Annotated in this window: 17 protein-coding genes and 1 pseudogene; 10 read left to right on the forward strand and 8 right to left on the reverse strand. The window is 54.6% G+C overall.

Going from position 1 to position 26,929, the window contains the following annotated elements:
- Window position 1 precedes the first annotated feature (1 nt).
- Window positions 2–1,384: a four-carbon acid sugar kinase family protein gene (locus ACLRGG_RS11390; protein WP_416249886.1), complete on the forward strand. Its 1,383-nt coding sequence runs from the start codon at window positions 2–4 to the stop codon at window positions 1,382–1,384.
- Between the two features lie 63 nt (window positions 1,385–1,447).
- Here the strand turns inward: ACLRGG_RS11390 and ACLRGG_RS11395 are convergent, their stop codons facing one another.
- Window positions 1,448–3,406 carry a methyl-accepting chemotaxis protein gene (locus ACLRGG_RS11395; RefSeq protein WP_416249887.1) on the reverse strand — a complete coding sequence of 653 codons (1,959 nt, stop codon included), beginning with the start codon at window positions 3,404–3,406 and terminating at the stop codon, window positions 1,448–1,450.
- Between the two features lie 333 nt (window positions 3,407–3,739).
- Window positions 3,740–5,284, reverse strand: coding sequence for a methyl-accepting chemotaxis protein (locus tag ACLRGG_RS11400; protein WP_416249888.1), 1,545 nt, complete (start codon window positions 5,282–5,284; stop codon window positions 3,740–3,742).
- Between the two features lie 522 nt (window positions 5,285–5,806).
- Here ACLRGG_RS11400 and ACLRGG_RS11405 point away from each other — a divergent pair.
- A complete protein-coding gene (locus ACLRGG_RS11405; protein ID WP_416249889.1) occupies window positions 5,807–9,595 on the forward strand; it encodes an NAD(P)-binding protein in 3,789 nt (1,262 codons plus the stop codon).
- 123 nt (window positions 9,596–9,718) lie between these two features.
- Here the strand turns inward: ACLRGG_RS11405 and idnD are convergent, their stop codons facing one another.
- Window positions 9,719–10,762 carry an L-idonate 5-dehydrogenase gene (idnD, locus tag ACLRGG_RS11410; RefSeq protein ID WP_416249890.1) on the reverse strand — a complete coding sequence of 348 codons (1,044 nt, stop codon included), beginning with the start codon at window positions 10,760–10,762 and terminating at the stop codon, window positions 9,719–9,721.
- 924 nt (window positions 10,763–11,686) lie between these two features.
- Between idnD and ACLRGG_RS11415 the strand changes: the two genes are divergently transcribed.
- The 4 genes from ACLRGG_RS11415 (at window position 11,687) to ACLRGG_RS11430 (ending at window position 16,654) form a co-directional block, all read left to right on the forward strand.
- Window positions 11,687–12,658 carry a glycosyltransferase family 2 protein gene (locus tag ACLRGG_RS11415; protein WP_416249891.1) on the forward strand — a complete coding sequence of 324 codons (972 nt, stop codon included), beginning with the start codon at window positions 11,687–11,689 and terminating at the stop codon, window positions 12,656–12,658.
- A gap of 249 nt (window positions 12,659–12,907) precedes the next feature.
- A complete protein-coding gene (locus ACLRGG_RS11420; RefSeq protein ID WP_416249892.1) occupies window positions 12,908–14,437 on the forward strand; it encodes a lipopolysaccharide biosynthesis protein in 1,530 nt (509 codons plus the stop codon).
- Window positions 14,434–15,444, forward strand: a complete 1,011-nt coding sequence (locus ACLRGG_RS11425; RefSeq protein WP_416249893.1) for a glycosyltransferase family 2 protein — start codon at window positions 14,434–14,436, stop codon at window positions 15,442–15,444. Before ACLRGG_RS11420 ends, ACLRGG_RS11425 begins: the two co-directional genes overlap by 4 nt.
- Window positions 15,445–15,865: 421 nt before the next feature.
- Complete coding sequence (locus tag ACLRGG_RS11430) at window positions 15,866–16,654, forward strand: DUF1460 domain-containing protein (RefSeq protein ID WP_416249894.1); 789 nt, start codon at window positions 15,866–15,868, stop codon at window positions 16,652–16,654.
- A gap of 431 nt (window positions 16,655–17,085) precedes the next feature.
- Here ACLRGG_RS11430 and ACLRGG_RS11435 read toward each other — a convergent pair whose 3' ends face one another.
- The 4 genes from ACLRGG_RS11435 to ACLRGG_RS11450 all read right to left on the reverse strand — a co-directional run bounded on the left by ACLRGG_RS11435 (window position 17,086) and on the right by ACLRGG_RS11450 (window position 22,440).
- On the reverse strand, window positions 17,086–18,444 hold the full coding sequence (locus tag ACLRGG_RS11435; RefSeq protein ID WP_416249895.1) for an amidohydrolase family protein: 1,359 nt from the start codon (window positions 18,442–18,444) through the stop codon (window positions 17,086–17,088).
- Between the two features lie 139 nt (window positions 18,445–18,583).
- Complete coding sequence (locus tag ACLRGG_RS11440) at window positions 18,584–19,909, reverse strand: c-type cytochrome (RefSeq protein WP_416249896.1); 1,326 nt, start codon at window positions 19,907–19,909, stop codon at window positions 18,584–18,586.
- Between the two features lies 1 nt (window position 19,910).
- Window positions 19,911–21,683, reverse strand: a complete 1,773-nt coding sequence (locus ACLRGG_RS11445) for a GMC family oxidoreductase (RefSeq protein ID WP_416249898.1) — start codon at window positions 21,681–21,683, stop codon at window positions 19,911–19,913.
- 40 nt (window positions 21,684–21,723) lie between these two features.
- The gene (locus ACLRGG_RS11450) at window positions 21,724–22,440 is read right to left on the reverse strand and encodes a gluconate 2-dehydrogenase subunit 3 family protein (RefSeq protein ID WP_416249899.1); all 717 of its coding nucleotides are present in this window, start codon (window positions 22,438–22,440) and stop codon (window positions 21,724–21,726) included.
- 316 nt (window positions 22,441–22,756) lie between these two features.
- Between ACLRGG_RS11450 and ACLRGG_RS11455 the strand changes: the two genes are divergently transcribed.
- From ACLRGG_RS11455 to ACLRGG_RS11465, 3 genes and pseudogenes are all read left to right on the forward strand, one after another.
- Window positions 22,757–23,797 (forward strand): Gfo/Idh/MocA family protein, encoded by a 1,041-nt coding sequence (locus ACLRGG_RS11455; RefSeq protein ID WP_416249900.1) that lies wholly within the window; start codon window positions 22,757–22,759, stop codon window positions 23,795–23,797.
- 43 nt (window positions 23,798–23,840) lie between these two features.
- Entirely contained in the window at window positions 23,841–24,860 is a 1,020-nt protein-coding gene (locus ACLRGG_RS11460; RefSeq protein WP_416249901.1) for a LacI family DNA-binding transcriptional regulator, read from the forward strand.
- Window positions 24,861–25,222: 362 nt separating this feature from the next.
- Window positions 25,223–25,309, forward strand: a pseudogene (locus ACLRGG_RS11465) (hypothetical protein); the annotation flags it as partial.
- A gap of 169 nt (window positions 25,310–25,478) precedes the next feature.
- On the opposite strand, the gene ACLRGG_RS11470 reads toward ACLRGG_RS11465, so the two are convergent.
- Complete coding sequence (locus ACLRGG_RS11470) at window positions 25,479–26,129, reverse strand: hypothetical protein (RefSeq protein WP_416249902.1); 651 nt, start codon at window positions 26,127–26,129, stop codon at window positions 25,479–25,481.
- Window positions 26,130–26,380: 251 nt separating this feature from the next.
- Here ACLRGG_RS11470 and ACLRGG_RS11475 point away from each other — a divergent pair, with 251 nt between their 5' ends.
- On the forward strand, window positions 26,381–26,773 hold the full coding sequence (locus tag ACLRGG_RS11475) for a YgiW/YdeI family stress tolerance OB fold protein (protein WP_416249903.1): 393 nt from the start codon (window positions 26,381–26,383) through the stop codon (window positions 26,771–26,773).
- Window positions 26,774–26,929 lie beyond the last annotated feature (156 nt).

The following is a 26,929-nucleotide window of genomic DNA, read 5'->3' on the forward strand; positions in this document are numbered from 1 at the left end:
GATGTTAATTGGCGTAATAGCGGATGATTTTACCGGGGCCAGCGATATCGCGGTGACGCTCGCGAAAGGGATACAGGGCGAAGGCGGCCTGAAAACCACGCAGTACCTGGGGGTGCCCTCGCGGCCTGCCGGTGCAGAAGTGGAAGCGGGGGTGGTCGCCCTCAAAAGCCGCTCTGTTCCGGCGGATCAGGCCGTGGCCCAGTCGCTGGCAGCCTGCCGCTGGCTGCAGGCGCAGGGGTGCGAGCAGATCGTTTTCAAATACTGCTCGACCTTTGACTCAACCGATAGCGGCAATATCGGGCCGGTCATTGATGCGCTGGCGGCGCATCTTGGGGCCAAAAGCGTGGTGGTCTGTCCCGCTTTCCCCGCCATGGGCCGCTCGGTTTATCAGGGGCATCTGTTCGTGGGCGATCGGCTGCTTAACGAATCGGGGATGCAGCATCATCCGCTTACCCCGATGACCGATGCCGATCTGCGCCGGGTACTGCAACGTCAGTCGCATAATCGGGTGGCGCATATTGGCTGGCAAACCGTGAGCCAGGGGAGCGACGCGCTGAGCCAGGCATTAGCGAAAGCGGAACAGCGGGCAGAAACCCTGACTGAACGCACGCCGGGCGGAGCAGCTGACGCTAAACAGTGGGCAGACGCCCTGTCAGAACGTCAGCCTGGCGCGGCGTCGGAGGCCAGCTCGCAGCTAATGGGGGCCACGCTGGTGGTGGTGGATGCTATCAGCGAGGCCGATCTTGCGGCTATCGGCGAAGCCTGCTGCCATGCACCGCTGGTCACCGGTGGCTCCGGCATCGCCCTTGGACTGCCGCACAACTTTATTGCCCAGGGGCGGGTAAGCGGTAAACCTGCATATACCCCGAAGATTGTCGGTGCGGAGGCTATTCTCGTCGGCAGCTGTTCGGGGGCCACCCGCGCGCAGATTGCTGAACACCAGAAATATCATCCGGTAATGATGATCGACGTTGGTGACGTGATGAGCGGCGCAACCGGGCCCGATCGGCTGGTCGACTTTATTCAGGCGCATCAGGGGCAGTCTCCGCTGGTTTACTCCTCCGGTGACCCGGCTTCGGTCAGGCAGATCCAGCAGCAATATGGCCGTGGGAAGGTCGCCGCTGCGCTGGACGCGCTGTTTGGCGCCACCGCGCAGCGGCTGGTGGCCGCAGGCATCCGACGTATCGTGGTCGGTGGAGGGGAAACGTCGGGGGCGGTCGTCAGCGCGCTGGATCTGGGGGCGCTCACTATCGGTGAAGAGATCGATGTGGGCGTACCGGCGATGTTTTCTCAGGGAGATCAGCCCATCGCGCTGGCGCTAAAATCGGGTAACTTCGGGGGGAAAACGTTTTTCGCCCGCGCGGTCGCCTCACTGCGTGGTTAAGATTTTATCAGCCGCGTTTCCCTGCGCCGGGTCAGGGGCAGGGAAACGCGAGTCGCCAGGGTGCTAGAGGTTCAGCAGCTTTTGCAGAACGGTGAGCTGGGTGACCGCCTGATTCATTGCATCCATCCCTGCTGCGGCATCTTTGAGTCGGCTGATATTTTCCGCCATGCTCTGACGCCCAAGCGCGTTCTCTTCGCTGATGGTCGCGATCTGCCCGCGCGCCGAAAGGCTCTTTTGCGCCATATCCGTGGTCGTACTGGCGCTGCGGCCCGCCAGTTTTTTCAGCATAGCCAGCGTGGCGACCGTTTCATTAATGTTCTGGCGGGTGGCATCAGCCTGTTCTTTTGACGATCGTGCCAGACGGCGCACTTCCTCCGCAACCACCGCAAATCCGCGTCCCGCCGCGCCAGCGCGAGCGGCTTCCACGGCCGCGTTGAGCGCGAGGAGGTTAGTCTGATCGGCAATCGCGCCGATACCTGCGGTTATCTGCGTAATACCGCGCGAAATTTGTTCCAGTTCGGCAAGCTGGGCGGTCAGTTCCTCCTGTGCGGTCAGGGTGATGGCGGCGGCATCGTTGATAGCGCCAATATTTACCCCGGCGATATCCAGGGCATCACTCTGGCGGTTGGTGGCCTGCTCGAGCAGCGGGAAGGTATTGATCACCGGCGCGATGGCCTGCTGATAGGCAATGACCTTATCAATCACGCCGGTCTGTAGCGTATGCAGGGCTTCCCGGCGGCGCAGCGAACGCTGTGCGTAGTGCCCGGCATAGGCCGCATACTCGACAGCAAAGTGCGACATGGCCTTCACATCCCGGTCGTAAAAAACCAGCGCTGACAGCGTCTGGTTAATAGGTACGCCAAAAATTTCGCCAAAGCTGGAAAAGCCCGCGGCGGTTACGCCGCTAAAGAGCTGAGCCGAAGGCAGGCTGTCTGGATTGTTGAGGCGACGCAGCAGGCAGTCATTAAGCAGCATGGCGCTGGGTTTACCTTTTCCGGCTGAAAATTTCAGCCACTCCTGCTGTGTGGCTTTAACAAAATCCTGCGCCTGTAAAAGATAAAGGCGATCGCCAAATTCCAGGTCGCAAAAAAAACTGAGACTGTCGGCATTAATTTTAGCAACGGAACGAATAAAGTATTCTTCACCGACTTTCACGCCAAACGTGGTTCCCTCTAAATGTTTTTCAAGCTGCGAAGGTGGACATTTAAAATAGTCGGCAAGTGCCCCGACAATCGGTTTCTGCTGCCCGTTAGTATCAAAAAGTGAGGTGACGGTACGTGCAACCGGGTTCGCTTCCGCAATCAGCCAGCTTTGCGCGGTCGGGATAAAGTTCTGGCTTTTAAAAGGTGCGAATGATTTACCTTTCGCCATCTTACAAAATATAATCACTGCCTTATTCTGTAGCAGCCCCTCATGGGTTCCAATCCAGGTGTCCAGGAAGTCGGTGCGCCCACCCGCTGACCCGCCTATCGCCAGGCAGGGGAAACGTCCGCTGTCATACCAGGCCTGCATCAGAAACCCTTCTGCCGAAGAGAGGCCATCGCAGTAGATCATGGCGAAGGTATCCTCAGAGGAGAGCGCCATGCTGACCGGCATCCTGTCCAGCTGGCTTCTGAGCGCAGCTATACGCTGCCTGGCCGTGGCCTCCGGCGGCATAGCAAGGTCCAGCTGATGTACTTCATGTTCGGCAAGGGTCTGTTGCGGCAGCCAGAGCCAGCTTCCCATCGGGCCGCTGGTGGCGCAGTAGGTGGACTGCCCCTTTTTAGCACAGAGCGCACCCGTCGATGAGAGCGTAATAATCCGGCGATGCGGAGTGCTTAGTTTCTGCCAGGCGCTGTTAATCCGGCTGAAATCGGCTTCGGGCGGCACGAAGACCATCATCAGGCCGCGCCCGTCGCCGCTGCCAACCGGAAACCGCGTCGGCACCGCCCGGCAATCAAAGGTATTGCCGGCCGGCCGGGCAGCCAGTGAATGTATTTTACGTGGAATAAGGGTATTCCACAGATATGATGCGATGGACATGCTGTGCTCCAGGGGATAATTTAGCTTAATTCTTTATTTGTCGGTGCGACTTATCTAACCCCAATCTAAATGTATTATTTTAATTAGGATAAAAACCACGAATATTTGGCTGTTATATAGCAAAGAAAATTAAAGGCCGCAAATGATGTCTGTTTTTATTTTTCTTTATCATTCACTCAGAAACGCGACATAATCTCAAACACAGTTGCGTTATTAATATGTTAATAAATTCCCTTAAAACTTTTCACCCGCAATCAGGTCAGGATTGAGCATTCCCTGATGATGCCGCAGCCCCTTGTTGTTTAAGGGACATGCGGCGGCGGTGGGGCCCGTTCAGCCCGTTGTCAGTTGGAAGGCAGAGACGGCCTGGGTGAGATGCCTGACCTGATCTTCGAGCGAGGCGGAAGAGTCGGCAGACTGATGAACCAGCGCTGCGTTTTGCTGGGTCACGCTATCCATCTCAGTCACTGCCTGTTCAATCTGGCTGATGCCGCGGCTCTGCTCTTCAGACGCAATGGAAATCTGGTTCATCAGCGCATCTATCTGCGTAACCGAGGTGATGATGGCGTTAATCACCTCACCCGTTTCTGACACCCGCTGTGAACCCGACTGAATGCTGGCGGCGGAAGCAACAATAAGCTCCTCGATCTCTTTTGCGGCGACGGCACTACGCTGCGCCAGAGAGCGAACCTCTCCTGCCACCACGGCAAAGCCGCGTCCCTGTTCACCGGCTCTGGCCGCTTCTACCGCCGCATTAAGCGCCAGAATGTTGGTCTGAAACGCAATGCCATTAATTACCCCGATGATATCTTCAATTTTTTTTGAGCTGCTGTTGATTTGCTCCATCGTCTTAATCACGTCGCGCGAGACGCGATCGCCAGCGCGGGCATTTTGCACCGCCTGCAGGGTAAGGCGACTGGCTTCATGAACGTTCTCATTATTCTGTTTTACCGTGGCTCCCAGCTCCTCCATGCTCGCTGCGGTTTGCGTCAGGGCGGCAGCCTGCTGCCCGGTTCGTGAGGCAAGGTCAGTGTTACCGGCGGCAATGTCCTGAGAGGCGCTGGAGACGGTTTGGGCAGAGTGGCGCACCTGACGAATAATATCGGTGAGCGAGCCGCGCATCTGCTCCATCGCGTTTATTAAAGCCTGGATTTCGCTGCGTGACGGTGTCACAGTCAGGGGCTTATCCAGCACACCCGCTGCTATCTGACGGCAGTGGTCGCGGGCAAGCGTTAGCGGAGCCAATACGAAGCGGCGGAGCAGGATAAGTACGGCCATAATGACGATCATAAACAGCAGGCTAAAAGTGGCGATCAGACCCAGGCCGAACGTGAAGTTGCCCTGTGCTGTGGCATTAAGCTGCTTAGCATAGTGTTCATGCCGGGCAAGGACCTTATCAAGAACGATTTCATACTGCCTGTCGAGCCGAACTACGTTGGGTATCTGCAGGTCGAATGCTGCCCGATTGTTATCCGTTGCCGCCCCGATAAGCGGCTCGAGACCCTGCTGACGATAGGCGAGCCAGGCAGTGCGATAAGCATCAGCCAGCGGTTGTTCATCAGGTAGCCTTGGCGCAGCAAGATAAGCCTGAAAAGCCGCATCCGCTTTTGACAGCACCTGATTAACGCCGTCGAGCGTTGGTTTAGAGGAAAGGGTGGCGCTATTTTCCATGGCCTTCATATATTCCATCAGGCGAACACGCAGGGTACGACTGTGATTAATAGGATCAATTATAGAAAGCACCACGCGTATTTCTTTGTTTACCTTATCGAGTGAGGTGTTACTGCGCGTTAAAAGCCAGACGTTAGTGAGCATACTGGTTATAAAGAGGGTAAATAACACAAGCAGAACAAGCAGCGAGGACTTTTTGAGTGACATCTTAGCATCCTTATTAAAGAAAAGTTGAAGGTAATATCGGCAAAAATGCTGAAAAAATTAATCTTTCCTCATGGGATCTCATTATGAGGGTTTTAAATTTTTCTATTTGTTTTTAATGAGTTGTTACGCACGCGAAAAAAAACCGTGCGAGTTATCGCAATTTTCATAAAGAAGAAAAAAATTTATTTTTAACTTTCACACTTTGCTAATGATTTGTGCTTTCACGCTTTGCCAATGATTTGTAAGGCGATTTGTGAAGTACAGTACGGATTATTTCTTAAATATTAAATATTGGTCGGGTGATTAAGGGGTATTTTACCTGATTGACTATACTGGGATGAAAAGGCAGGTTATTTCCAGGTGTTGCGTACGCTCATTAGCAGAATTTTACTGCCATTTTTAATGAAAGAAAAAGAACGTCAAAAAATACATTTCCCGCTGAATCTTATCATATTAAACATTTATTTCCCGCCCCCACGGGGAGGAGATGTTTTTAAACTGGATCTGGAACGGAGGAGAGGAATGGCCCCGTATGCTTCATTCTGGCAGGCAGGATTTGAGGGTGCCGATCACCTGAACCGACAGGGTATGCGTCTGTCGATGATCGACGCTAACGGACACGGCGCCAAAGCCGGGGAAGATTACCAGGGGCTGGGCGACTTCGGCATCCGGACCGTACGTGAAAGTGTCGGCTGGCGGCTGTGCGACAGGGTAACGGGTTACGATTTTAGCAGCGTCGACAGACGCATGCGGGCGGCAAAGCGGGCAAACGTACAGATATGCTGGACGATTTGCCACTATGGCTGGCCGGAAGGAACCGATCCCTTTCAGACTGATTTCGTACCGCGTTTTGCCCGGTTCTGCGCCGCCCTGGCGGCCCACCTGGCCCCTTATTACGCCGTGGCACCGGTCTATTCGCCGGTGAATGAGATCTCCTTTACCAGCTGGGCGCTGTCCGTGGGGTATTTTCCCTCGTCGGCCGGGCCGGGTCACTTAACCGGGATTGAGTCTAAACGGCAGCTGGTGCGAGCCGCAATTGCCGCCTGTGATGCCATCTGGCAGGTTGATCCCCGGGCGAGAATCATGCACTGCGATCCGCTTATCCATATCGTTCCCCCCCTGGGTGAGGAAGCGAAATGGGGGGAACAGGTTGCCGGGGAATGTCTCGCCCAGTACCAGGCATGGGACATGCTCTGCGGCAGGCTTGAACCTGAACTGGGCGGGGCGCCGCGCTATCTCGATCTGATTGGGGCAAATTATTATCACGACAATCAGTGGGAATACGTCAGTAATCAGCGACTGTGGTGGCACCTTGGGGATGCGCGCCGCGCGCCGCTGCACAGGATGCTTTACGATCTCTCGCTGCGCTACCAGCGGCCCATACTGATTGCTGAAACCAGCCACGTCGGCAGTGGGCGGGGCGCCTGGATTAACCATATTGCTGCCGAGGCCGCTCAGGCCATGCTGATGGGCACTCACCTTACCGGCATCTGCCTTTATCCGGTGACTGACCGACCTGAATGGGACAATGCCGATATCTGGCACCGCAGCGGCCTGTGGGATGTTGTTCCCGCCGCCACGGATCCTTTTGTCCGCGAACTTGACCAGCCCTATGCCGACGCGCTTATTCAGGCGCAGGCGACGACCGCACATTTTCAGAACAGATGGATCCAACAGGCTCATAATGAGGAGAGTGCAATGACGACCCCGACGCTGATTGTTTTTAGCCACCTACGCTGGGATTTTGTGTTCCAGCGTCCACAGCATTTACTCTCCCGGCTGGCCAGGCATTACCGGGTAGTGTTTATCGAAGAGCCGGTTTACGAGGAGGGTGAGGCCGGACTGCATCTCTCTCATCCGGCGCCCAATGTGACCGTGGCGCGACCGCATACCGACGTGCGCCAGCCTGGTTTTCATGACGATCAGATTGCGCGTCTTCAGACGCTGATGGCGGCGCTTAGCCCGGAGGGGCGGCCCATCGTCTGGTTCTATACGCCGATGGCGTTACCGCTGCTTACCCCGCTCGATCCTGCTCTGGTCATCTATGACTGTATGGATGAACTGGCTGCCTTCGATCAGGCGCCGCGCCAGCTGTTACAGCGTGAATCTGCGCTGCTTAAGCGGGCCGATCTGGTATTTACCGGCGGTCCCAGCCTGTATGACGCCAAACGGGCGCGGCACCCCGATGTGTACTGTTTTCCCAGCAGCGTGGATGCTATTCACTTTGAGCAGGCGCTGGACAGAAGCAATGAGCATCCTTTGCAGGCGGCAATTCCCCATCCCCGACTTGGCTACTATGGCGTAATTGATGAAAGGATCGACACCATCCTGATGGCCCAGCTGGCCGATGCTCATCCCGAATGGCACTTTATTTACGTCGGCCCGGTGGTAAAAATCAGTCCGGCGGCGCTGCCGGTGCGCGACAATATTCACTATTTTGGTATGCAGCCCTATCAGGCTCTGCCGCAGTTTCTGGCAGGCTGGGACGTCTGTCTGATGCCTTTTGCGCTCAATGCCTCCACGCAGTTTATCAGCCCGACTAAGGTGCTGGAGTATATGGCGGCGGCCCTGCCGGTAGTGAGCACTGCTATCAAAGATGTGGCGACGCCCTATGGCGGACTGGTGATGATTGCCCGCGATGGAGCGGATTTTGTGCGCCACTGTGAGCGGGCCATTGCCCTCTCCACCACCCAGCGGGCCGCAATGGCCGCCGGGATGAAGGCCGTGGTGAGCAGTACGTCCTGGGAGAAAACGGTCGGGGACATGGCCGGGCTGATCGAGCATGCCCTGATCAGCCGCGAGGCGGCCACCCCGGTTCAGCACAAAACCTATCAGGCTGCGCTGACTGCCGCCTCGCAGCGCGCGGCTCAGGCGGGTGGTGTTAAGCCCGAGACCACACACCATGCCCGCTATCTGATCCTCGGCGCGGGCCCCACCGGGCTGAGCGCCGCGTTGCAGCTGGGCAGTGAGTCGGTGCTGCTTGAGCGTAACAGCCGCGTGGGTGGCTGGTGCCGATCGGAGGAGCAGTCGGGATTTGTCTTCGACTATGCCGGGCATATTATGTTTTCCAACGATCCCTGGGTATTGGAGATGTACCAGCTGTTGCTGGGGGATAACCTGCACTGGCAGATGCGTGAGGCCTGGATTTATACCGAGGGGACGTACACGCGCTATCCTTTTCAGGGGGCGCTTTACGGCCTGCCACCTGCGGTCATTAAGGAGTGTGTGCTGGGCGCGATAGAGGCGCGCTATGGTCAGCCTGCGGCGGAGAAGGCCGCTCCGGTTATCATTAAAGATTGCTGCGCTGATGGAAGCATAGCGGAAGTGGAGGGGTGTTCGCTGTCACTGCGTGACAAAGCGGAGGACAATTTTGAGCAGTTCATTTATCACACCTGGGGCAGCGGCATCGCGAGGCATTTCGCGATCCCCTACAACCGCAAGCTGTGGAAGGTGCCGCTAAGCGAGATGGAAACATCCTGGCTGGGCGGACGCGTGCCGCTGCCGGATCTTGCCGCCATCATCGAGGGGGCGCTGGAGCCGGTGGGTAAACCGCTGGGTCCCAACGCTCGCTTTGGTTACCCGCTGCAGGGGGGATTCCAGGCGCTGATGTCCGGTTTTTTACCGCTGTTGCAAGGCTCGCTGGAGACCGGCGCCGAGATTGTTCAGCTCTTTCCCGCGCAGCATATCGCCGTTCTGCAGGATGGCCAACGCTACCATTATGACCACCTGATCAGTACCGTACCGCTTCCGGCCCTGATTGCCATGCTGGGGGTTCAGGCCCCGGCGGAAATACACGCCGCAGCCGCAGGGTTGCGTCATACCTCGGTGCGCTGCGTGAATCTGGGAATTGGACGGGCGAACCTGTCCGAAAAGCACTGGATTTACTACCCCGGAGACACGATATTTCACCGGGTTTTCCTCCAGGGCAACGCCAGTCCGCACTGCAACCCGGAAAATGGTTTTGGCCTGACGTGTGAAATCACCTATACGGATGAGATCCCCCTGGCTGAGGAGGGGGAGGCGCTGATCCAGCGCTGTATACGCGAATGCATTAGCGTTGGGCTGTTTACCGCCGAAGATAAGGTACTTACCGCCAGCGAAGCTGACATTCACTACGCCTATGTGATCTATGATCACGCCCGGGAATCTAACGTCAGCCTGATCCGTGAATGGCTGCTGCAATACGATATCACCCTCGCCGGACGCTACAGCGAATGGGAATATTATAATTCCGATCATGCGTTTATTGCCGGTAAAAAGGCCGCTGAAAAAATCATGGCGCAGCCGGCGACGCGCGGCGAGGCGATATAATCCCCTGCAAGGCGTCAGGCGTCAGGCGTCAGGCGTCAGGCGTCAGGCGTCAGGCGTCAGGCGCCCGGTGGTATAGGGTGCCTGACATCCTCAGGTCTGGCGCAGCGGACGACACAGGAGGGCTTAAAATACCACCTGTACCTTGGCGGCAAGGTTTTTATCACAGGCGGTTTCCAGCGCCTTAACCACGTCCGACTGGGGGAACTCGGCCGATAACAGCGGCAGCGGGTTGATGCGACCGCTCTCCAGCCAGCGCACGGCGGTTGCAAACTCGTCAATAAAACGAAAGGAGCCGACCAGCGTAATCTCTTTTACCAGCAGCAAACCCAGCGGGAACGCCGGGATGGCTGCGCCCATGCCCAGCTGCACAATGCGTCCTCCCGGGCGGGTAAAGCCTGGGGTGGAGGCGATTGCGGCCGCTGCGCCTGACGCTTCAAAACAGACGTCAAAATAGCCGCCATTTTCCTGCCAGGCATCGGTCATATCGCTGTTACCCGGATCTACAGCCCGTGCGGCACCCATTTCCCGGGCCAGCAGGCGGCAGCGTTCGCTCATATCCGTTGCCACGATTTCTGCCGCGCCGGAGGCCAGCGCCGCCGCAATCGTCAGGCAGCCAATCGGGCCCGATCCGGTGACCAGCACTTTTTTTCCGACCAGGCTACCAGCCCGGTTAACGGCATGTATCGCGACGGCCAGCGGTTCGGCAAAGGCTATCACTTTCGCATCCGAACTATCCGCATAGGGAACACACTGCTGCTCACTCACCGCGACGTAATCGGCAAAACCCCCGTGAACGTGCGGAAGAAACTGGGCGCTGCCCATAAAGCGCATCTGTCCGCAGAGATTCTGCTTTCCCTCAAGACAGCGCGAACAGCGGTTGCAGGGCAGCGAGGGATTGATGGCCACGCGCTGGCCGATCTTAAGCTGACTCCCGGACGGTGTCTCAACTACGCGCCCAACGAATTCGTGTCCGATAATCATCGGCTGTTTAAGCACGGACATACCTGCCCGGCCATGCAGGAAATAGTGAATATCAGAGCCGCAGATACCGCCGCGCTCCACTCTGACTAATACCTGGTCTTCTCCCCAGGTCAGAGTGCGGTTTTCATTACGGACATCATGTGCCGCGCTGACAACGCTGGCGATGATTTCTCTGCTCTTAGGCATAGGGATCCCCTGTCTGAAAGTGGAGGTAAGCGCTTTACGCATTTCTCATCCGCTAGCGTCTGTCAGGCCAGCTTAAGGTTTGGCCGATAGCAATAACGGTATGCTTAACTATAGAACGATTACGAAATTCGTTTCACCGCTTAATTGTATAAAATTCAGCCATTACCGGCTCGTCATGCAGTTCAATAATAACGACTGGTTTTTTATAGCGGAATTGTCTCAGAATACAGTTAAGGTTTTCTGTATACTCACAGCAGCATGGCTAATGTTTCACCGCAGGGGGTTGATACTTCTGTGGTATAGCCGGGGCTGAAGGCATGGGGAAAACTGCACTTACTGACTTAGAATTGTATCAAAGTTTCCCACTGCAACAATTTCCGCTCTCCTGTGGATCCCTGCGTAGTTGTAAATAAAAAATATTGTCACTACCACAACTCCTCCACGCTGCGCAGGTTATATTTGCGACGCACCTCGCAATTTCTCTATATAATTCATCAGTTCAGCACTCGATGGTAAAAACGTGTCGCAGATTAGCCGCTGTGAGGTTATCCCTTCATGGAAATATTCAGAAACCGGTTTCTCCTAAGAATAATCCCATAACGTTACTTGTTTGCGTTGGGTTTAGCGCTATTTTATTCACATTTGGCCGATTGAAATGTGCCAGGAGAGAAGTAAACTTTGATTCAATAAATTTTAACAGATAGTAAAGAAGGAAATGCTTATAAGCGCTTTTAAGGTAAATTTACTCAAGAATACATTGAACAATTCAGACCAGCCAAAAATAGAATTACGCGGGAAAATTCTTAATTTAGCGAAAAACAAGCCCTGAGCTTATTCTTATTAGTCTGCTAATTAAGAGGTTCGCATTGATTTTACAGGGGCGCTGTTGTTTATTAAGAGGCAGCTTAAAGGTTGAGAAAAACTATGATGAAAAAAAATCTGTCAGTCGTGATCCCGGCATATAATGTGGGGGCATACATTATTGAGTGCGTTGATTCACTACTGAGTCAAATTGCACTGCCAAATGAAATTATTATTGTCAACGACAGTTCAACGGATAATACGCTTGAACTGATCGAGAAAAAATATGGCGACTCACCCGTAGTGACCATTGTCACCATCCCGAATGGCGGTGCTGGCAATGCGCGTGATAAGGGGATCAGCCTCGCATCAGGTGAATTCATTTTCTGCTGCGATCCCGACGATATCGTTTGCGCGGGATTTTATCAGGAGTTTAGCGAGGTCATTACCCAACATCCCGAGGTCGAGCTGTTTTGTTTTAATTCACAAACCTTTGTCGACGGTAATCCCACGCAGACCGGCGGTAAGGTAAAGCATGACACCTTCGGTCTGGTGCCTTCGCAGCACGTGATGGCCGGTTTGCTGCGAAATGGCTCTTATACCTCCGCACCGTGGAACTATGTGCTGAAACGCGACATTATCACGCGCTATAACCTGCAATATCGCGATCGTCTGCACGAAGACCACCGCTATACGCTACAGGCCTTTATGCGTACGGGTATCGCCTGGGTAAGTAAAAATCTTTATTATCGTCAGCGTATCCGCCAGGGGTCCTTAACCAACAGTACGAAAGAAGAGGCCTATTTCCGTCATCGCTATGATGCTTTCCTCTGCTCGTACGAAAAATTAACCAGCCTGCCGGGTAGCGATCCTTCCCGTAATGAACTCCGCCGCCTCTATTTGATTCACTCTTTTAAATTGATGATTCATTTATCGCTGTCAAATGGTACACCGCTGCCTGAGTATGTTAAACAGGCGATTGGTTATTTAGGCCGCGATCTGGAGCCGGGTTCATTTATTAACTGGCTGATGCTTCGTCACCCCGACACGTACACCACCTTACTCGGTTTAAAAAAGAGAGTGCGTAAAGCCTGAACCCTTTCACCACCTGCAGCAGTGTAAGGTAAATATTTAACCTCTCATCCTGTGTTGTAAGGTAATTATTTCCTGTCGGTTTTTACGCCGATGGGTCTTTCCGGGCGGGAGAGTGGTCATGATTTGTTACGCGATAACATCTTTAAGGTCACTCTTTTAGGAAAAGTGCCCCTATCCCAGTTTCACCCCGATTGTTAGGGTGAATCACTTTTTGGTGAATGGCGCTCCGCTAAGATAAAAGAAGAGACTATGTCGATTAAGCGTAATGCACTGGCGAATTATGTTGGACAGATTTACTCAACGCTGGCCGGAATACTCGTGGTGCCAATGTATATCCATCAGCTGGGCATGGAAGCCTACGGTCTGATTGGCTTTTTTTCCATCCTGTTAACCTGGCTTCAACTGCTGGACGTGGGCGTGTCGACCACGCTGCTGCGAGAGGCCGCGCGCTATCGTGCAAACAGTGAAGATAATCCCTACTTCCCTTCGCTGTTTGCCAGCTTAGGCAAATTCTTCCTGCTTACTTCCGTGGTGCTGGTGGTGCTGGGCTGGATTTTCACTCCCTATATTGCTGAGCACTGGCTAAACGCTAAAACACTGCCGTACCGCGATTTGGTGATTGCCGTGGCCGTCATGGTGGTTACCGCCGCGATCCGCTGGCGCACCGGACCGTTCCGCAGCGTGATTGTGGGCTATGAACATCAGGTGTGGCTGAACGTCCTGAACGTTATCTCCATTACCCTGCGTACCTTCGGTGCGGTATTTGTTATCAGCTTTGCGCCCAATCCGGTGATATTTTTCTTTGCCTTTCAGCTCTGTATCTCCATTGCGGAAGCGGCCTGCTGCGTCTACAAATCCTACCAGCTGGTGCCACGTGCTAAGCGGCAGAATCACTCCGCTGAGCTGAAAGGAGTGCTAAAGCCATTTTTACGTTTTGCGGTAGGCGCGGCTTTTTCCAGTGCGATCTGGACCTTTATTTCGCAGATCGACCGTCTGGTGCTCTCCAAAACGCTGCCACTCTCAACCTACGGTGCTTTTACCGTGGTGGCAACCGCCGCAACGGGCATTGTCATGCTCAGCAGCCCGATTATGCAGGCCATCGTGCCGCGTATGACCGGCATGCGCGGTAAAAAAGAGCAGGGCGAAGCCGAGACGCTGACCCTCTATCGTTACACCACCCAGGCCGTCAGCATCTTTATGGCGCCGCTAAGCATAACCATCGCGCTTTACTCCGGTCAGCTGATCTGGGCGTGGACGCAGAATCCGCAAATTGTCCAGCAGATGTCATTCGTAATGACGCTCTATGCGCTGGGAAGCGGGCTGCAGGCGATTTGCGGTTTGCTGTATCATCTGCAATATGTCAACGGCCGTTTGTCGATGCACGTGAAGGGCTTCAGCCTGTTCGCCATCGTGCTTATTCCGATGAATATCTATGCCGCCATCCACTACGGTGCGCTGGGAACCGGGATTGTCTGGCTGGGGCAGAATATTTTCTACCTGCTGGTCTGGGCATGGATCGTTCACCGCAAATTTGCACCCACCATTCATGCGCGCTGGCTGACGCGGGATGTGGCGATGATCTGGCTGGTATCGGCTGGCGTGGCGCTGCTGACGCACCTCGTCCCCTTCGAATGGGATCAGAACCGCTGGCTTAACCTGCTCTATCTGGGACTGATTGGACTGGTCAACCTGAGCGTGTGTTGCCTGCTGCATACCAAGGTGCTGGAAAAAATCGGCAAAGGGTTGTTCAAACGTACCAGTCTGAGGAGCGAGTCATGAACCTGATAAACGCGGCAACCACTCCCTCCATCGCCGTCATTATGCCAGTGTGGAACGGGCGGGAGTATATCGGTGAGGCAATAGATTCGCTGCTAAACCAGACGCTGCTTCCGGCCCAGGTGATCGTTATTGACGACGGGTCGACGGACGGCACGCTGGCACTGCTGGAGGAGTACGCCAGTAAGCACCCGCAGGTACAGCCGGTTCGCGCAGCGCACGGTGGCGTGAGCGCGGCCCGCAATAAAGGGTTGAGCCTGGTCAGTAGCGACTATGTCTACTTTATGGATGCCGATGACGTTGTGGCGCCCGAGCTGTTTGCCGATTTTGCCCGCGTCTGGCGCGATCGCCCTGACCTGGAGCTGTTTGGCTTTTCGGCCCGTAAGTTTAACAATGCCCCGCTGGCGCAGCGCCAGTATGAGGGTACGCATCCCCGTCATCTCAGCGGTGAGCTTAACGGCGGAGCGGCCCTGCTCAGCAAACTGATCGCGCGCGGTTCGGCGCATCGGGTGTTGTGGACCAGCATTATTTCTAAGGCGCTGATTGACCGGATTAACAGCCCGTTTTTGCCGATCCAGAATCATGAGGACGCGCCTTTTATGTTTGGGGTCTATACCCAGGCCAGGCAGGCTTTTTTCACCAGCAGCGCCTACTATCTTAAGCGGGTGGTGGATACCTCTTTATCGATCAGCACGCGTGATTTCTCCTGGGTGAAAAACTATTTTATTGCCCGGGAGAACACCGATAATGCCCTGCGCCAGCATCCGGTGGCTAACGTTGACCGCGAGCTGGTGGACGGCTATTACGCCGCGCTGATGGGCGGCTGCCTGATTGAAATACGGAAAAACAGGATGGACGTACCGCGCGAGTATGATGAGAAAATCAATCGCCTCGCACGGCAGATGACCCGTAATAACCTTAAGCTACGGCTGCTGTGGCGCTATTATCCCCTTTACAGCGGGCTGCTTTACTGCAAACGCCTGCTGCGAGGCCAGCGCCACCCAGGCTGATTCACGCGGCTAATAAAAACAGGCAGCGTTTACCTGCCTGTTTACTTATATTATCGGCTAATACCATCCCACTCTGTCCAAATACGCATTTTCTAACGTTCTGCTCAAGTGCTGATATTTCCCCCCGTAGTAAACGATTAATTCAATAGCGGTAAAGTCATAATCCATTTCTTGCGACATGCTATTTATCTTAACCTTAACCGGTTAGTGTCATGGCACTCCTCGCCGCATTAACAGTAGCGAACAGAATGCTGCTGAAAAGCACGCTTTAATTAATCGTTGAGAGGTAACTGATTTGTCATTTTAATATCCCCTGCAGGTGTAAACAGATCTTAAACAGATTGTCGCCGGAGGTTGTAAATCTCATCTGGAGGAGATACTAATGCTGAACGGAAGCCTTCAGTTAAAAAGGGAAATTGATATGAAACGCGCGATTTTTATGGTCCTCTTTCTTGTCTCCTGTGCGGAGTCACGCGGAAATGACTATCAGACTGCAATGGATGATTACACAGCAAATAAAGTTCAGGCAATTATCCGCACCCACGTTATTCCCGCCGCCGGTGAGAAACCCGGTGAGATTATTGCCGCCGTATCCTCCGCTTTTCTGACGACGCCTTATCAGGAAAATACCCTGATTGGATCGACTGAGGTCAGCGAAGTTCTGGTAGCAGATTTCCACGGGGTAGACTGTTTCACCCTGATTGATTATGTCAGGGCGCTGTCGCAGGCACATGACCAGAAGACGTTTCTCAGCAACCTTATCAGTACGCGATACGTTGGCGGCAGAGTCAGTTACCTGAGCAGAAAGCACTTTTTCACTGACTGGTCTGCCACACAGCCGCTCAATGCGACGGATGTGACCCGACAACTCAGCGCGAAAGCGGTCACAGTTGTTAAACAGCTCAATCGTAAGGCTGACGGCAGTACATATATTCCGGGGCTGCCCGTTATAGCAAGGAAAATAAGTTATATCCCCGCCCATGCGATTGATTCAGCCGTACTCGATAAACTGCAAACGGGCGATTACGTTGGGGTCTGGACGCCTCTTGCCGGTCTGGACGTGACGCATGTTGGCATCGTCATTAAGTCTGGCGGCAAGGTGTGGTTCAGAAATGCCTCATCCCTGAAAATAAACAGGCAGGTGGTGGATTCGCCGTTCACCGACTATATGGCCAGTAAGCCGGGAATAATTGTTTTACGACCGCATTAAAACCCTGGGCAGGCGTGATCTTTGCGTGAGCATAATTCTGAATAGCCTGTATCCAGTAGAGGGATTGACCACCGGTACTGCCGCTGCCCCCGGCTGGAGTCCGGGAAATACCGATAAGCCCGCCGCGCCCACAGATTTTAACGGTAAATTGAAACGATGACACAGCTTAAGTGCGAAGCTAAAAAGACCAGCTTTGGTTTTATTGCTGCTTAGTCCTCTAATCATCCTGATAAAAGTAATGGGACGAAACTGAATGAAAAGGTGCAGAAAATCATTCAGTCAGGGCAGTGCGACCACTTAATTCATTACTGCTATGCAGCGGCAATGTGGAGCCGGGAGGATATTATTGGTAATGTTATTCCGGCATCACGGCCTGCAAAAAGTGAGCCAGCCGCAAGGCTGGCAAAAGAGTGGACAGGTTATAAAACGCATTATTTAGCGGCGTCTTCCCGCAGGTGACGCGCAGATGCGTTGGCCCTTGCCACCAGCGCAGTGATATTGGTGTGCTGCATCTGGCCTGACAGTTTCAGGATCCTTCCATCCACCACGACCGTATCGACATTTTCCGGTTCAGCCGAATAGACGATAAGCGAGGCGGGGTCGCCGCCGCCAAACCCGCTCATATTAAGCGCGTCAGGATTAATAATCTGTATATCGGCGCGTTTACCCACCTCAATTGTTCCCGTTATCCTGCCAAGTCCGGCGGCGTCAGCCGAGCGTCGGGTGGCCAGCTCCAGCAGACGACGGGGATCCGGCCCGGTTTCATCCTGCGTTGCACCGCTTTGCGTCAGCGCGGCCAGCCGCAGCGTGGCAAACATATTTGCGCTGCCGGCCAGCGCGTTACCGTCCAGGCCCAGCCCCTGGCGGGTCACGCCTTTAAACTGGTCATAGCGGGTAAGGCCGTAACCGACCCGTTCTTCGCTTATCGGGGTCAGAGCCAGGCTGCCTCCGGCCTTTTCCAGCGCGTTCAGCTGGGCGGGCGTGGCCTGGGTGGCATGAACAACGGTGACGAAGGGGGCAAGATAGTGCCGCTGAATAAGTGCATTAAACATCGCATCAGCCTCGCCGCTTACGTGAACCTGGAGCGGCAGGTGATTATCCCGGGCAAAGGCGTATTCCCGATCGCGGAGGGTCCAGGCAGCCTCGTCATGGAGATCGCGCGGCAGCCGCCAGGCGAGGCCGGGGAGGAGGCGGTCATGCGGTTTCGCCATCAGCTGCTTAAGATGCGTCAGATCGATCGGCGTGGCTAAGGTTTTATCCGGCCCGCCATAAAACATAATCGCCCTGATCCCTGCATCGTTTAGCGCGCGGTAGCCCGCATCGCCCGCCGCCGGGCCGTGAATATTGTCGAAAAAGTCGCTGCTGGTGGTAATACCCGAGGCGAGCTGTTCAATGGCCCCGGTATACATTGCCGTATAGATATCATCTGGCTTCATCACGGCGCCAAGCCGGTTGCTCACCGGGAAAAATTTTCCGTCTCTGTTACGAAACTGGCCTCGCAGAGTGGTGATCCACAGGTGGGAATGCGCATCAACAAAGCCGGGAAGCACAAACTTTCCGGTGGCATCAATCACCCTGGCATCCGCCGCGTGCAGGTTTTTGCCAATGGCGGCGATGGTATCGCCCCGGATCAAAACGTCGGTATTTTCCCGATCCGCTTCGCCCGCGCGCATCGACATCACGTAGCCATTTTTTATCAGTAAGGAGGAGGGCGGTTCAACAGCCTTAACGGTCGCAAGGAGGCTGGTCAGTAGTAGCGCGGATAACAACAGACGGGGTAGCAGAGGCATAGCGTTTCTCCTGAGGGGAAGAGTCAACCCTGGCACAAAATGGTGAGGGAGAAAAGCAAAAGGCCACCCCGTTAGGGATGGCCCTGATAAACATCGGCCCTGCCGCCAGAGAGCACAGCGCGGCGATATCGTGCCAGCGTTAGTGACTTTTCGGACTGTTCTCCGGCATCTGCGAAGGGAGTTTTAACAGGCTGCGTTTACCTGCCACTTCCTTAGCGTCAATGGCCGGTGCGGCATTACCCCAGGCGTTACGGATGTAGGTGGTCACCGCAGCGACCTGCTCATCGGAAAGCTTCCAGGCAAAGCTCGGCATCGCCCCGCTGGTGGGGTTACCTGCCGTCACCGCGCCGCGTCCACCCTGAAGCACGGTGGTGATCAGCGAGGATCCATCCGGTCCCATAATTGCCGGGTTATTCGCCAGGCTGGCGGCCAGGTTAGGAATGCCTTTGCCGTCGCTGTTATGACAGGCGGTACAGTTCACTGAATAAACGTCTGCCCCCATTTTCATCTGCGCTGAATCTGCCGCCAGCGGCGCAGGCTTTTTACGATCCGAACCGGGCTGCGATTTGATATAGGCTGCAATTGCGTGCAGATCCTTATCACTCAGATGCTGGGTCGAATTGGTTACCGCCTCGGCCATGGGTCCGGAGGCCACCGCCACATGGTTACTCCCCAGTTTGAGATAGTCCACCACCTGATCTTCGGACCAGTTGCCAATTCCCGTGTAGGTATTGCTGGTGATTTCAGGGGCGTACCACTCGCTGAGGTTGCTGCCCTGAAGATACGCGCTGGTATCACCTCCAATAATGTTTTTCGGCGTATGGCAGGCGGCACAGTGCTCAAGTCCCTGAACCAGATAGGCACCCCGGTTCCACTCGGCAGATTTAGAGGGATCAGGCGTAAAACCTTTGTTTTCGAAAAACAGCAGGTTCCAGCCCATCATCGCCAGTCGAATGTTATACGGGAAGGGAAGGTTAGTTTCCGGTGCCTTATAGTGCACCGGCTTAACCGAACGCATATACATCCACAGGTCGTGCATGTCGGCATCGCTGACCTTCACATAGGCGTTATAAGGCATTGCGGGGTAGAGGTTTTCTCCATGTTTCCCCTTACCGTGGCGAACGGCGCGGTAGAAGTCACGCTCGGTCCACTTGCCGATGCCGTACTCATTATCTGGGGTGATATTGCTGGCAAAGATGCCCCCAAATGGCGTACTGATGGCATAGCCGCCGGAGAAGGGTGCTTTGCTGCCGGGAGCGGTATGGCACGCCACACAGTCACCGGCAATCGCAATATATTTACCCCGCATCACCGCTTCTGCATCCGACGCCGCTGGCGGCTGTCCGGTCAGCGCGGTATTTCCGGCAACGTCATCCGCGCGGGTATTGCCGTTTTGCCACAGCAAAGCCACGGTAACGGCGGCGGCAACCACAACGATACCGCCTGCAATTTTGATTTTTTTCATCTCACACCTTCACCAGCGGACCAGGGTTTTTCATGTACTGCTCCAGGATAGCTTTTGCCGTCCACAGGCTCAGTGCGCCAATTGTGCCCGTTGGGTTATAACCGGCATTGTTCGGGAAGGATGAGGCGCCCAGCACAAACAGATTATGTGCGTCCCAGCTCTGCTGATAGCGATTCAGCACGCTGGTTTTTGGATCGGTGCCCATCACCGCGCCGCCGATGGTGTGGTCGCTGGCAAAATTATAAGGTGAATAGTGGCCCGAAGCGGAGTTGGTCCCCAGAACGATTTTGGCGCCCATGGCTTTGCCAATCTCGACACTTTTCTCTTCAATAAATTTGGCTGCGCGGCGGTCATTTTCGTTGTAGTCAAAGGTGACGCGCAGCAGCGGGTTGCCATTGTTGTCTTTATACTCAGGATCCAGATCCAGATAATAATCCTCGTGGGAATAGCTGGTCCCCTGGCCGAAGATAAAGGTGCCGTTCTGGAACGCATGGGTATAGGCTTTTTTCCACTCTTTCCCCCAGCGTGGCGTACCCGGCGGCAGGGCATCGGCATTACCGATTGGCCTTGCGCCACGGGCCACCACCAGAATACCGGCTCCGCCGATAAACCCGAGATTGCTGTGGTCAAAGTTGTCGCCGTTAAAGTCATCAACCTGCTGTGAAAGCGCGCCCGCGCCGATAAACTGGTTAAGATTTTCATCTTCAAAAAACAGACTGGCGCCCGCTACCGTCTGGAAGCTGTAGGCACGTCCCACCACGCCGGTTTTACTGACCGGGTCGTAAGGTTTGCCGATTTTGGACAGCAGCAGCAGGCGGACGTTTTGCATCTGGAAAGCAGACAGGATCACGATGCCTGCCGGCTGCTCCCACTCTTTTTTGTTACGGTCAACGTAGGTTACGCCGGTAACGGTTTTGCCATCTTCCGCTTTATTGACCCGCACCACCGCAGAGTCGGTTAATACGGTAAAGTTTTCACGCTGCATCAGCGCCGGGATCACGCAGGCGTTCGGGCTGGATTTAGAGAAGTTACCGCAGCCGTAATAGAGGCAGTAGCCGCAGTAGGTGCAGGGGCCCATGCGCACGCCCAGTGGATTGACGTAGGCACGGGACGCCTGGCCGGCCGGAACCATAAAGGGGTGCTGGCCGAGGGATTTGGCCGCATCGCGGAACAGATCGGTCAGGCGCATGCCTTCCAGCGGCGGCAGCGGATACTCACTGCTGCGGTTGCCCTCAAACGGGTTACCGTCAGGAATGGTTTTGCCGTTGAGCCTGCCTGCTTTACCGGAGACGCCGGCAATTTTTTCAAAGCGGTCGTAAAACGGCTCCAGCTCATCATAGGTTACGCCCCAGTCCTGGAGGATCAGGCCGTCGGCAATCTGCTTTTTACCGTAGCGCTCAATGGTTTGCGTATAGGGTTGTAAATCAAACGGGGTAAAGCGCCAGGCCATACCGGCCCAGTGTGTACCCGATCCGCCAACGTTATAGCCCAGCTCATTCAGGTTCCAGTCGCGGCTTGGCAGCGCTTTCTGGGTAATATTATTGCGAAAGGTGGTGGTTTCTACCGCAGGGGGCAGCAGCATGCTGCGGCGGGTGTCCCAGCGCAGCTCGTCGGTATCTACCGACGGGGGAAAGTCCGTGGCGGTTTCAAACCAGGGGCCACGCTCAATCGCGACGACATTTAATCCGGCGCGGGTTAACTCTTCGGCGATCAGCGAGCCACACCACCCCAGGCCGACGATAGCAACATCAGCTTTTGGACGTACATTATTCATCTTCAGAACTCACATTTACTCAGAAACACAACGCCCAAATTTACAGGGTGTTATCAATCAGACTGGTCGGGATGATATTCAGCTTTTGCCCTTTTTTACTGAGCATGTCGCGGAAATCGTAGCGCGCGCCGGGAAAACCAATCATTTTCCAGCTGGTCATATCTTTATTACCGCCATAGATGGGGTCAGATAAGAATCCTTCGCGCACGTTTTGCAGCAGCAGCTCAAAAAAGACCTTCGTTTCGACGTCGGCACCTAAATCGAACTTATCGGCTTCCATCGCGTGCAGGATGTTCTCCTGCTGTTCGCTGTTTAAACCAATAAAGTCCCGACCAAACCGCGCGCGGGTGGCACGATCCAGTGCGGCCAGACCCTGACGATATCGCTGAGCGGGCGTGAGAGGAGACTGAGGACCCTGCTCGGGGGTGCCCTTAACGAAGCGGCCAAGGCGGTATTCGGCTACGGCATTGCCGTAATCACCCGCCAGCTGGCGGTCAATAAAAATGGCACAGCCAGCATCTTTGCCGCTGAGGCTCATTTCATCAGCCGGAATAAAGCGCTCGGCAATGATTGCGACCGTATCGAATTCGTGCTGAGTCAGATACTGAAGCCCCCCTTTACGGGGTGGAGGGGGTGGGGTGTTAATCTTACCGGGTTCCCATGGCTGTCCGCCATTCACAACCTCGGCCTGCGCAGCAGGCAGCGATGAGGCAACCCCCAGTGCAACCACTGAAGTGAGAAATTCTCTGCGTTTCATAATTTTCCTGGTTAACTGATCACAATGCTAGGAACTGTTTTTAGTTTTTTTATGGCGGTGACTCGATGAAAAAAGCACCTGACCAGAGTTTTTTTTTATAAAATAACAAGCGAATTATTAACAATTTAACAACAGTACCAGAATAATTTTTTCCCCCAGGCCAGGGAAGTTTTATGTTGAGGGTTTTCCATCATTTGTTGAGGGTTTTCCATCATCGGCCAGGTTTTCTTCCCGCTGATGCCTTTCTATAGTGAACTCACCTGACCCTGCAGGCCGCCACACGTTGCGGCTTTCTTACAAAAAAACTGGAGTGACTATGTTTCCTCGTACGCTACCGCAACCTGAAATACTGTCTGTCGATGGCCTGCCCACGCTGCGCTGGGGGATTATCGGTCCGGGCTGGATAGCCGATCGCTTTGCGGCAGCGTTCCGTCACCATACCCGTCAGCAGCTGGTGGCGGTGGCTGGGCGCAACCTGGACAAGACCACAGCGTTCGCGGGACGCTGGGATATTCCTCGGATCTTCACCGAGGCCAGTGAAATGCTGGCACTGAAAGATCTGGACGTGGTATATGTGGCCACGCCGCATAATCATCACTTTCCCGATGCGATGAAAGTCCTCCAGGCCGGAAAGCACGTTTTGGTTGAAAAACCACTGGCCCTTAACGCGCAGGAAGGGGCAAAACTCCAGCAGGAAGCCCGCGCCAGAAAATTATTCTGCCTTGAGGGGATGTGGTGTGACTTCACACCGAAGTATGATGTGCTGCGTCAGCTGTTGGAAAACGGCGATTTGGGCGACCTTCATACGCTGATTGCCGATCACGGCGAGTATTTTACGCCCGATCACCGTATCTTTAACCCGGACCTGGCCGGCGGGCCAATGCTGGATTTGGGCAGTTATCTGATCTCGCTCAGCATCACCGTGGCCGGCAGCGTACCGGCCCAGGTGCTGGCGCAGGGGCAACCGGCGCCGGGTGGCGTTAACGGACAGGCTTCCATGCTGTTCACCCACCACAACGGCATGCATTCGGTGCTGAATACCACGCTATTCAGCCGCACGCCTTCAGGTGCGGTGATTGCCGGACGCGATGCGACCCTGAGCCTTAACGGGCATTTCTATGCGCCCGGTGATTTTACCCTGGCCTCCAGCGAAGGTAACCAGCTCCTGCACTGGAAAGATAAGGGCGGACATTATGAACAGCTCTCGTATGAAATTGAGCACACCGCGTGGTGTATTGGTCAGGGGCTGACTGAGTCGCCCATCCGGCCGCTGGAGACGTCGCTGATGACGCTGAGCACCATGGATAACGTGCGGCGCCAGTTAGGCATTGTATTTAATGAGGAACGGCAGGATTGAAGAGTAAGCGTTGCAGTCGTGGGTCATTTTTTTCGGAGCAGAAATGAAGAAAATGACCCTGGAGACGCTGGCCAGGCTGGCCGGCGTTGGCGTAGCTACGGTGGATCGGGTACTGAATGAGCGCGGCGGCGTCTCGCCGGAGACGGCGCGCAAGGTATTGCTGGCCGCAAAGCTGAACGGCCTTAACCGTATTTTGCCAGAGGCGTATCAACATCCCTGGCGAATTGAGGTCATCCTCAGCGCTAATGGATCCTATTTTTTCAAAGGCCTGGATAACCATTTCAGGGAAATCGCCAGCGCGCTCGGCTATCGCCGGGTAACGCTGCATCGCACGTTTATCGCTGAATCACACCCTGAAAGACTGGCCGCACACATCGCTGAGTGCGCCCACACGCGCGATGGCGTCATTGTTTATGCACAGGATCATCCTGCGGTTTATGCCGCGCTGGTGAGCTGTCGTGAGCGTGGTGTCCCGGTGATCACCATCGTCACCGATCTGCCGGATGCTGCCCGCCTGTGCCATGTCGGCATCAACCAGCTTCAGGCGGGGCGTACGGCTGGTCTGCTGATGGGGCAGACGCTGAAAACAGCGGGTGAAGTGGTGGTGGTCAGCGGCCGCGGCGACTATAGCGCGCACCGTGAGCGCATAGAAGGTTTTCGGCGGGTGCTTCAGCTGCGCTTTCCCCAGATCAGCCTGAAGGAGGTGCTGGCGGGTCAGGATGAACGACAGACCATACGACGTTTGCTGGGCGAGACGCTGAAAAAAAATGACAAAATTGTCGGACTGTACAATACCGGTTCCGGCAATACTGAGATCAGCGCCGAGCTGGAAAATCATCAGCTGCTGGGTCAGTGCGTCTATATTACCCATGAACTTTACAGCCTGACCCGGCGTCTGCTGCACAATGGCTGTCTCTCATACGTCTTGGATCAAAACGCCCGGCAGCATGCCCAGCTGGCGATGGATATTATGCTAAAAAAACTCAGCGCAAATCAGGATGCGGATATCTATCAGAGCGGCAAGGTTGATTTCAATATTATTACCGCTGAAAACTGTGACTGATCCGTATAAATCCCGCGCTATTGCCTCAACAAAATAGCGCCGATCCGCAAATTGTGCACATATACAACAACCAGTCCGACAAGACAGGCAGTATTTGAGTATGACCGGCTGATTCGTAGCATTTAGCGTCAGCGCCGGTCGCTTTTCGATTATGGCATATGCTTTATCGTATTAAGGCTATCTCATTTGTTAAAATTATCCGCCGAGCTACGTATAGCGCGGAAGTCCACCTTACTGCGATAACGCAGCCTGTATAAATAACAAGCTTACCTTACAATCTTATCGGAATCCCAAACGCCCACCTTGAAGGAGTCCGCTTTCATGAATACTGAAATCAATACTGTTGTCGCCGTCGTAGGTCACGGCGCGGCCGGGCTCATGGCGTCCCGACGCCGATTAGCGACATACTGGTGCCACTTCTTGCGGGGGGGAGCGACGGCCCGGGTTGAGCGTTAAACCCCTTACATGCTGCAAAAGGTACGCGTGTTTATAGATTTTCAGTGAGAAACAGGTGTTGAAAGGGGTAAAGATGACGAACCGGTGCGCAAAGTCCCTTCCACGCAATGTTGAGCAGCCTGACTCCGGGAAAGGGATTAACCGTGGGTCAGACTTAAGCACTTACTCCTGGGCGGATGTTTCCCCATAAGCATCAATAATCTGCTGCGTGGAGGCGGCTTCAGCCGCTGAGGTTGTACTCTTCTCGGTTGTAGCGGAGGAACTCTGCTGCGTAGCGGTTGCCGCAGGCTGAGCGGTTGTGGTGCTCTGCTGCGACGCGGTTGCCGTGGGCTGAGCGGTTGTGGTGCTCTGCTGCGACGCGGTTGCCGCAGTGCTCTGTTGTGCCGCCGCTGGCGCAGCCTGTTTTTCTGGCGCTGGAGGAAGCGGCGTTTCGCCCCGATCGGTAAAGGAGGGCTTATTCCGGGTGACCGAATAGGCAACATGCCTGACCTCGCCCTTCTTCGAGACGACGGTGATAGGATCGATAGTCACGCGGCCATAGCCGAACAGCGTACGTACATAGCCGCCCACTTTATGCTTACCGTCGGGAATATGTAACGCTTTACTCTCGCCGCGGGTCAGCATGCCTCCCTCATTGCCGTCAATAGTCACAAATACCGAGGAACCATCATCGGCTTTGGTGGTTAAGTGAGAAACATCTATCTGAGAAGGGCCGGAGAAGAAATCGGGTGGAGGCCCACCGGCCTGATTTTTAGCACATCCGGTGAGCGTTACGGCGGCCACAGCGGCGGCCAGGGTGAAACGGTAAATCATAGTACCTCGTTATCCACTACGGCTTAGGACCTCCTATAGTACTGCTACGGCATCGGCATAAACAGTCACTTACCGTTAGGGTTCATCTTAAAATTGTTAGCATTTGGTAAAAGTGGCAACCGAAGCGCCCTTATCTTCATGCGTAATTAAGCAGCAGTTGCATTGGGGATATTACTCAAACTGCCAGCGGTGTGCCAGGATGAATAACACCACGTTGTAAATGAGATAGCCTGAAACATTAAGGAGATAAGATGAAAAAAATCCTGACGCTGGCAGCCCTGTTGGCTTTTAGCTTAAACGTAATGGCCGATGACGGTGGATTCAAGGGCGGAGATGCGCCACCGCCGCCGCAGAAAAAGGATGCCGGGTATAAAGGCACCGAGGATACAACCGAAAGTCAGATCAGCGGCATTCGCGATCTCCGGGATGGAGCATGGGTAACGCTGGAGGGGAATTTGATCAAGCAAACCGGGCGCGATACGTTTCTTTTTCGTGATAAGTCCGGAACCATTGATGTCACCGTTCCCCATGCGGCATGGAAGGGGAAAAAGTATGGCGCTGATGATCAGGTTCGCATAAGTGGCTATGTTAAAGGGCGCGGCAAGCATACACACGTAGAAGCTAAACAGCTTTCTGAGCCGTAACGTAAACCTGAGTTTCGGTCATTCTCACCGACCGGACGTGCCCCGGCAGTGAAATCTGCCCGCTGCCGCAGGGCATATCGAAACGTACAAAAGATAAATGTTATTTTATTTATCCTTATCATCGTTTTATTTATTGCGCCCGTTTACATATATCGA

Origin of the sequence: Erwinia sp. PPS120 (genome assembly GCF_047918655.1) — a bacterium.
In the GTDB taxonomy this organism is placed as follows: domain Bacteria; phylum Pseudomonadota; class Gammaproteobacteria; order Enterobacterales; family Enterobacteriaceae; genus Erwinia; species Erwinia tasmaniensis_A.